Source organism: Niveispirillum sp. FG148 (assembly GCF_057809655.1).
Map to the genome: position 1 here is coordinate 108687 of NZ_JBMDKJ010000018.1, position 7221 is coordinate 115907.

The 7221-nt window shown below is 61.3% G+C and carries 5 protein-coding genes; 4 read left to right on the forward strand and 1 reads right to left on the reverse strand.

The features are described 5' to 3' along the window. Nucleotides 1–193: 193 nt before the first annotated feature. Nucleotides 194–2017 (forward strand): translational GTPase TypA, encoded by a 1824-nt coding sequence (gene typA, locus ACODTW_RS18355; RefSeq protein ID WP_488947508.1) that lies wholly within the window; start codon nucleotides 194–196, stop codon nucleotides 2015–2017. A gap of 107 nt (nucleotides 2018–2124) precedes the next feature. On the opposite strand, the gene ACODTW_RS18360 is transcribed toward typA, so the two are convergent. Beyond that, nucleotides 2125–3726: a hypothetical protein gene (locus tag ACODTW_RS18360; RefSeq protein ID WP_488947509.1), complete on the reverse strand. Its 1602-nt coding sequence runs from the start codon at nucleotides 3724–3726 to the stop codon at nucleotides 2125–2127. A gap of 128 nt (nucleotides 3727–3854) precedes the next feature. Between ACODTW_RS18360 and ACODTW_RS18365 the strand changes: the two genes are divergently transcribed. The 3 genes from ACODTW_RS18365 (at nucleotide 3855) to ACODTW_RS18375 (ending at nucleotide 7116) form a co-directional block, all read left to right on the forward strand. Then, entirely contained in the window at nucleotides 3855–4880 is a 1026-nt protein-coding gene (locus tag ACODTW_RS18365) for a hypothetical protein (RefSeq protein ID WP_488947510.1), read from the forward strand. Nucleotides 4881–5044: 164 nt separating this feature from the next. Next, nucleotides 5045–6325, forward strand: a complete 1281-nt coding sequence (locus ACODTW_RS18370; RefSeq protein ID WP_488947511.1) for a hypothetical protein — start codon at nucleotides 5045–5047, stop codon at nucleotides 6323–6325. After that, nucleotides 6322–7116: a hypothetical protein gene (locus ACODTW_RS18375; protein ID WP_488947512.1), complete on the forward strand. Its 795-nt coding sequence runs from the start codon at nucleotides 6322–6324 to the stop codon at nucleotides 7114–7116. The genes ACODTW_RS18370 and ACODTW_RS18375 overlap by 4 nt, the downstream gene beginning before the upstream one ends. The last annotated feature ends 105 nt before the right edge of the window (nucleotides 7117–7221 follow it).

Consider the following 7221-nt stretch of genomic DNA (forward strand, 5'->3'; position numbering starts at 1 on the left):
GCCCCACAATCCGCGCCCTAGCGGTGTGGCCGCACCACGATTATATTGCGCCGCGAGATGAAGCCCGGCCACCCCGGACCCTGCCTATGCGGGCAGACGAAGGGGAGGCCGGGCGTTTTTCATGCGCGAACCCCGGCCTGTCGGATTGGCATTTGGGCGGCGCGCACCAGGACAGGCACGCAGGACCGTTCCCATGCAATTGCGCAACATCGCCATCATCGCCCACGTCGACCACGGCAAGACCACTCTGGTGGACATGCTGTTGAAGCAGTCCGGCACCTTCCGCGAAAACCAGCAGGTCGCTGAACGCGCCATGGACAGCAACGACCTGGAGCGTGAGCGCGGTATCACGATCCTGGCCAAGTGCACGTCCGTTGTCTGGAACGACGTGCGCATCAACATCGTCGACACGCCGGGCCACGCCGATTTCGGCGGCGAGGTGGAGCGTATCCTGAACATGGTGGACGGTGTCTGCCTGCTGGTCGACAGCGCGGAAGGCCCGCTGCCGCAGACCAAGTTCGTGCTGGGCAAGGCCCTGAAGCTGGGCATGCGCCCCATGGTCGTCGTCAACAAGATCGACCGCCAGGACGCCCGCCCCGACGAAGTGCATAACGAGATTTTCGACCTGTTCGCTTCGCTGGACGCCAGCGACGAGCAGCTGGACTTCCCGACCCTGTTCGCCTCGGGCCGCAATGGCTGGGCCGTCGTCAACCTGGATGACGAGCGCAAGGATCTGACCCCGCTGTTCGAACTGATCGTCAACCATGTGCCGGCCCCCAAGGTCGACAGTGTGGACGCGCCGTTCACCATGCTGGCCACGACCCTGGAAGCCAACCCCTATCTGGGCCGCATCCTGACGGGCCGCATCCAGTCCGGCCGCATCAAGACCAACATGTCGATCAAGGCTCTGTCGCGCGACGGCAAGCTGATCGAACAGGGTCGCGCGTCGAAGGTTCTGGCCTTCCGCGGTCTGGAGCGCGTGCCGGTGGACGAGGCGCAGGCGGGTGACATCGTCGCCATCGCCGGTCTGGTGAAGACCACGGTCGCCGACAGCATCGTCGACATGAGCGTGGAAGACGCCCTGCCCGCCCAGCCGATTGATCCGCCGACGCTGGCCATGACCTTCTCGGTCAATGACAGCCCGCTGGCCGGTCGCGAAGGCGACAAGGTCACCAGCCGCATGATCCGCGACCGCCTGATGCGTGAAGCCGAAGGCAACGTGGCCCTGCGCATCCGCGAAACGGAAAGCGCCGATGCGTTCGAAGTGGCCGGCCGTGGTGAGTTGCAGCTGGGCATTCTGATCGAGACGATGCGCCGCGAGGGCTTCGAGCTGTCGATCAGCCGTCCGCGCGTGGTCATGAAGACCGACACCAACGGCCAGCGTCTGGAACCGATCGAAGAAGTCGTCGTCGACGTGGACGAGGAATTCTCCGGCGTCGTCGTTCAGAAGCTGAACGAGCGCAAGGGCGAAATGCTGGAGATGAAGCCGTCGGGCGCCGGTAAGGTCCGTCTGGTGTTCCACGTTCCGTCGCGCGGCCTGATCGGCTATCAGGGCGAATTCCTGACCGACACGCGCGGCACGGGCGTCATCAACCGCCTGTTCCATGATTATGCCCCGTACAAGGGCCCGATCCCCGGCCGCCGCAATGGCGTGCTGATCTCCAATTCCGATGGCGAGGCCGTGGCCTATGCCCTGTGGAACCTGGAAGATCGCGGCCCGATGATGATCGAGCCCGGCTGGAAGGTCTATGAAGGCATGATCATCGGTGAGCACACCCGCGACAATGACCTGGAGGTCAATGTCCTGAAGGGTAAGAAGCTGACCAACATCCGCACCACCAGCAAGGATGAAGCCGTCGTTCTGACGCCGCCCATCCGCATGGCCCTGGAAAAGGCCCTGTCCTACATCCAGGACGACGAGTTGGTCGAAGTCACGCCGAAGTCGATCCGTCTGCGCAAGAAGCTGCTGGACCCCAACGCCCGCAAGCGCGCCGACCGGGCGGCCGAGGCGAGTTGATCACCGCTTCCGGTTTCGCTGGAATGAAAAAAGGGGGAGGCCTGGAAACGGGCCTCCCCCTTTTCTTATGCCGTGCAAGAACTGTTTCCGGCCAACCGAAAACAGCCTCAAGGCGCCTTGCAACTGTCGGGCGTACTGACTGGTGCCGGGCATTTTGCCTCTTTCAAGCACGCGGCGAGCTCGACGCTCTTATTTCCGTTTCTTGCCATCCAGGTGTGGTCAAGTCCGACGACCCTGAGTTTGCAGTCCTTCAGCGCCAACGTGCCCGGTGCGACCAAGGCCAGCGCCTCGGCTGCCTTGGTCGTGCACTCCCCCCAATCTCCATCGGCATTCGCCTTACCGTCCCTACGGTTCGGCGTCAGGCAGTTCTGACCGATCAGGAATTTCTGGAAGTCGGTGACCAGGGCAGTAGGAGCCGGCGTAGACTGGGTCTGTGGCGCTGACTGGGTGACAGCCGGTCCCGGCACGGCGTTGACGGTCAGTTGGAATGTGACGGCACCGCCCCCCAGATCACTGACGGCAACCATATAGCTGCCGGGTGCCTTGGCGGGGTCCTTCACGACCACGGAGACGACGCCGCTGATATCGCTGCGCAGTTCCAGCACCGAATCCGGCGGCACCATGCCCAGCCAACGCGGCGGAGAATAAGGCGCCTTGCCGCCACTGATGCGGGCATCCACCCGTGCTCCCGCCGTTGCCGGCAACGCCATCGGCGTATCGGGCACAACAGCCAGCGCTGGGGTCGCCTTCGTCAAGCCGGCAGTGCATTTCTCCACCAGGTCATCTGATGGGGGCTCGGTGACCGACTGGGTGAATAGTTCCAGCCTTGATGCGATCAGTTCCACATTATCGACGCCCTGCTGCAATTGCAGATCCGGCATTGCGGAAGACGCATGAACCGTGGTGGCAGGCACCTTTGGGCCTTTGTCAGGGATCTTGGCGACGGTGGGCACGGCAGCACCGACAATGTTCAGCACATCCTCCACGCGGGGCGTGGCCTTGACCAGCGCAATATCAACCGCGGCCTGGACCGCTTGGATGCTGCCCATCAGTCGGCCGGACGCCCGACTGACAATGTCCAGCGCAGCCTGCGCACGGACCGCCGATTGCTCCGCCGCCCGTACCCGCGTGAGATACTGGTCGTAAAACTGGTAGTCTGCCTTTCCTCCCGCTTCATCGACCCTGAGCGATGCCATCTTCGATGAGATCCTAGCCTTCAGAGACTTGGAATCGTCATTAAGGAGTCTGATGTCTGTTGAGACCTGTGTTATCCGGGAAGTGCCTGCACTGCCCGCCATCTGCGCATTCAAGGGTTCATAGACAGCGAGAACACAACTTACAGCATTTGCCCCAACGGCAAAGATCATCTGTTGATCGACATTTCCGGTAAGCTGCGACGCACCGTACAGACCGACACCACCTGCAGCAAGCGCCGGAATGGCATGCGACCCTTTTGAAATTGCCCCCAGAAACCCAGCCACGCTGGCCATGGAAATCAACGCAATCCCCACACCTGTATTTATATAATGTTGCTCTATTAAATTATCTCTATACCCCTCTCTTAGCTCATTTGCATATAATACAGCATTCGTCAGTGTTGGACTTGTTTTGTACAATATATCATCTTTATCTACCGTACTGTATGGGTTACCCACGGAGCATGAAGCCAGGAACGACACCGCAACGCAGGCAGCGACGCTGCGCTTCATATTTTCTGCCGTAGACATATGACACCCCATGCAATTGGATGGAATTTTATTCATATATCACGTATAAAATCATGATACAATTAACCATAATTCTACCAGCCAAAAACCGATAACGGATGGAGGCATACATGTTTGTTCCAGAGCAGATCACACGATCTTATCCAAGAATTTCAAAATATATAGAAGCTCAGATTCCATTCATAATAAAAAAGAGTAACGTTTGGCAGGCATTCGAGTTATTTGCAAATGTTCCAACCATATGGCTGCGCACAGCCATTTCATGGGGAGCAATACCATCGCTTCAAATAACAAATTCTGCCACTGCTGATTTTTTCTTTGATGAATCCACCCCGAATAACATCTTCATCGACAGGACAGTGGCCACGGGGCTTGAGCAACGGCTGCCGTCGGCTGAATGGGAGTGTTTCCTGGAAGCAAAGCTGCTGCACGAACTGGTGCATTGGGCCCATTTCGCCGGCGGCCATGCACCCGGCCCAATACCGAATGTGCCGAATATTGAAGAACAAGGGGTTCGCTTCGAGTATCTGGCCTATGGGCGAAGCTTCAGCCCATTTCCACGGACCGGCCTAGTCGCTGACCGATCCCTTGAAGCTGATGTCCCCACGGCCGCCGACACCCAGGCCGCCGAGATCGGCGAACCGGCAAAAACGCCGCTCACATCCTCTGTCCCGGGGCCGATATTGACATCCGGCTCTCTCCCTCGGGGCATCCGCAACAATAATCCGGGCAACATAGAGGTAGGATCGCCCTGGAACGGCTTGGCCTCCTACACGGAAATGACCCCGGAGCAGCGGCATGAAACCAGATTCTGCGTCTTTAAGCATGCGAAATGGGGCATTCGCGCCATGGCCGTCACCTTGATGACGTACCAGGACAAGCACAATCTTCGCACCGTGCGCAGCATGATCGGCCGTTGGGCACCCGTGAATGACGGGAACGATGCCGACAGCTATGCAATAGCGGTGGCCGCCACCATGGGTATCGGTGCGGATCACCCTTTCCATATCGGGGACAAGGCCCTGACAACAGCAATGATCCGGGCCATGATTGCCCATGAAAATGGCTGGAAATATCTTGATTATTACTCTCAGGAGGTCCTTGATCTCGCTCTGCTGATGGCGGGCATCGACTGAAAACCAGTTCCCGCCCCAGGGGCCTTACCGATGAACCGGCTATTGGCCTGCTCCGTCACTGTCCCGCCCTTGCGGCGGGGCAGATGGCGTGGAATGCTGACCCGTACAGGACGGAAGGGCATCACCCAAGGCTGCCGACACCGCCCGCTTAACTGGGGATTGGCATGGCCAACCGTGTGAAGCAACTTGCCGATATGCATATCGGCAAGCATCTGGTCTATAGCGACAGCGACCGCCGCGGAGACGAGGCGCGCGGCGCGCGGGACGGGGAGAAGGGGTTTCCGCCCCTGGACGCCACGCACAACCCCGTGCAGGAACAGGTCATCGCCCAGGTGACGGCCGATTTCGCGGCCTATGAGAAGGCCCGCCGGGCCCATCTGGCCGATCTGGACAGTGCCGAGCGGCAGAGGATCAAGGAACGCGACGAGGAGCTGGTCAACCGCCGCAATGCGCTGCGCGATGAACGCCAGCAGGCGCTGCACGACCTGTCGCACAAGACCGGCCCCGACAGCCCGCAATTCCGCGACCGGGTGGAACGCCGCACCGCCGCCGTCGCCAAGGCCGGCCGGCTGGAAGCCGAACTGGCGCGGCCGCTGCGCGTATCACTGATCTTCCTTTACCCGATCCTGATGCTGCTGGTCTGTCTGGCAGAGGTGCCGGTCAACCGCATGGCGTTCGAATTCTTCTTCCAGGAAACGCCCATCCTGTCGCTGTTCATCTCCGTCGTCATCGGCGGGGTGCTGGCCCTGTTCGCGCATTTCATCGGGCTGTGGCTGAAACAGGCCAACCAGCATGCGGGTCTGCGCGCCCGGCTGTCCTACTATTTCGGGGCGCTGTTCCTGATCAGCCTGTCGGGGGCCCTGGTCTACTTCATCGCGGCCGTGCGCGAACATTTCCTGCGCCTGCTGGAAACGGATGCCAACACCTCCTTCGCCGACCTGCTGCGCCAGGGCGACCTGACGGCTACGGCGGCCCAGGTCGCCAACACCGATCTGGGCTCCACCGGCTGGACGCTGCTGATCATCAATGTGGTGATCCTGACGGTGGGCGTCGTCGCCTCCTTCGTCCGCCATGATCCGCACCCCGATTATGAACGGTTGAGCCGGCAGGCGGACAAGGCGCGGGCGCAGGTGACGCGACAGGAGGTGGCCTATAACAAGCAGCGCATGCAGACCGCCCGCCGCTTTGACGAGATGATTGAGGCGCTGAACCGCCAGATCGACCGGCTGGAAAAGGATCTGGCAGAGATCGTGGCCGAGCAGAAGGCGGCGGCGGCCGATTACGAACAGAGCCTGCGCCAGATGGGCATGACCAGCCATAACCGCCTAGTCAATTACCGCATCGGCAATCTGCGCGCCCGGCGCGACGGCATGCCTCCCTGCCTGCGGGATGTGCCATCGGCCGTGCAGATCAGTGCCCAGATTCAACAGTCGGTGCGGGCATGAGGCTTCGCCCGGTCCTGGCCCTGCTGCTGTTGTTTCTGACCAGCCTTGCTGCCCTGCCGGACCCGGCGCTGGCGGCACGGCAGGATTACTGCCGGGCCGGTGCCGGCACCGTCGCCCTGCTGGTCGACCGCACCACCCAATATGACCAGCAGGATATGGATATCCTAGTGGCCGGACTGGACCGGTTTGTCGGGGAATTGAAGGCCGGCGACCGGCTGATCGTGCATACGATCACCGATAATCCGGCGGCATCCGCCCGCATGTTCAGCGATTGCGTGCCCGGCTGCCCTGAAACGGGCGGCCTGACCGACTGGATCATGAGCAGCTGCAAGCCCACGGTCGCCAAGGCCGATAATCGCGAATTCCGCAAACGGCTGGCCCAGGTGCTGGTCGGCATGCTGCGGGAAAAGCAGGCCTACGCCCATTCCGAAATCCTGCGCACCATCGACACTGTCACCCGCACCTACAAGCCGCAGGGATTGACCCGGCTGATCGTGTTTTCCGACCTGCTGGAACATTCCGAGGTGCTGAGCTTCGCCGCCCTGTCGGAGCAGCCGCCGTCCCGCAACCTGCGCACCGTGGCGGGGCAGCAATTGCTGCCGCCGCTGGGCGGGGTTACGGTGGAGATGTTCGGCTTCGGCCGCAACCACAGCGCCGACCGCAAGGCCCTGCCCCGGCCCATGGAGAACCGCATCCGCGAATTCTGGACCCTCTATCTGCGCGACAGCGGGGCGGGGCCGTCCCATATCGGGCTGTGGTACGCAGGCACGGGGGAGCCAGGGAAAGAGTGAGGCCCAGGGTTATCCGCTGGTTCAGTGCCGTCGGTCGCGGGTGAGCGGCCAGCGAACCCCGACATGGGGCGGCACCGTCGCTTGTCGGGGTTCGGCATACGCCTC

What these genes read in the sequence shown, in the direction of transcription:
- typA (WP_488947508.1), top strand. Translation starts at nt 194, where the DNA reads ATGCAATTGCGCAACATCGCCATCATCGCCCACGTCGACCACGGCAAG.
- ACODTW_RS18360 (WP_488947509.1), bottom strand. Translation starts at nt 3,726, where the DNA reads ATGAAGCGCAGCGTCGCTGCCTGCGTTGCGGTGTCGTTCCTGGCTTCA.
- ACODTW_RS18365 (WP_488947510.1), top strand. Translation starts at nt 3,855, where the DNA reads ATGTTTGTTCCAGAGCAGATCACACGATCTTATCCAAGAATTTCAAAA.
- ACODTW_RS18370 (WP_488947511.1), top strand. Translation starts at nt 5,045, where the DNA reads ATGGCCAACCGTGTGAAGCAACTTGCCGATATGCATATCGGCAAGCAT.
- ACODTW_RS18375 (WP_488947512.1), top strand. Translation starts at nt 6,322, where the DNA reads ATGAGGCTTCGCCCGGTCCTGGCCCTGCTGCTGTTGTTTCTGACCAGC.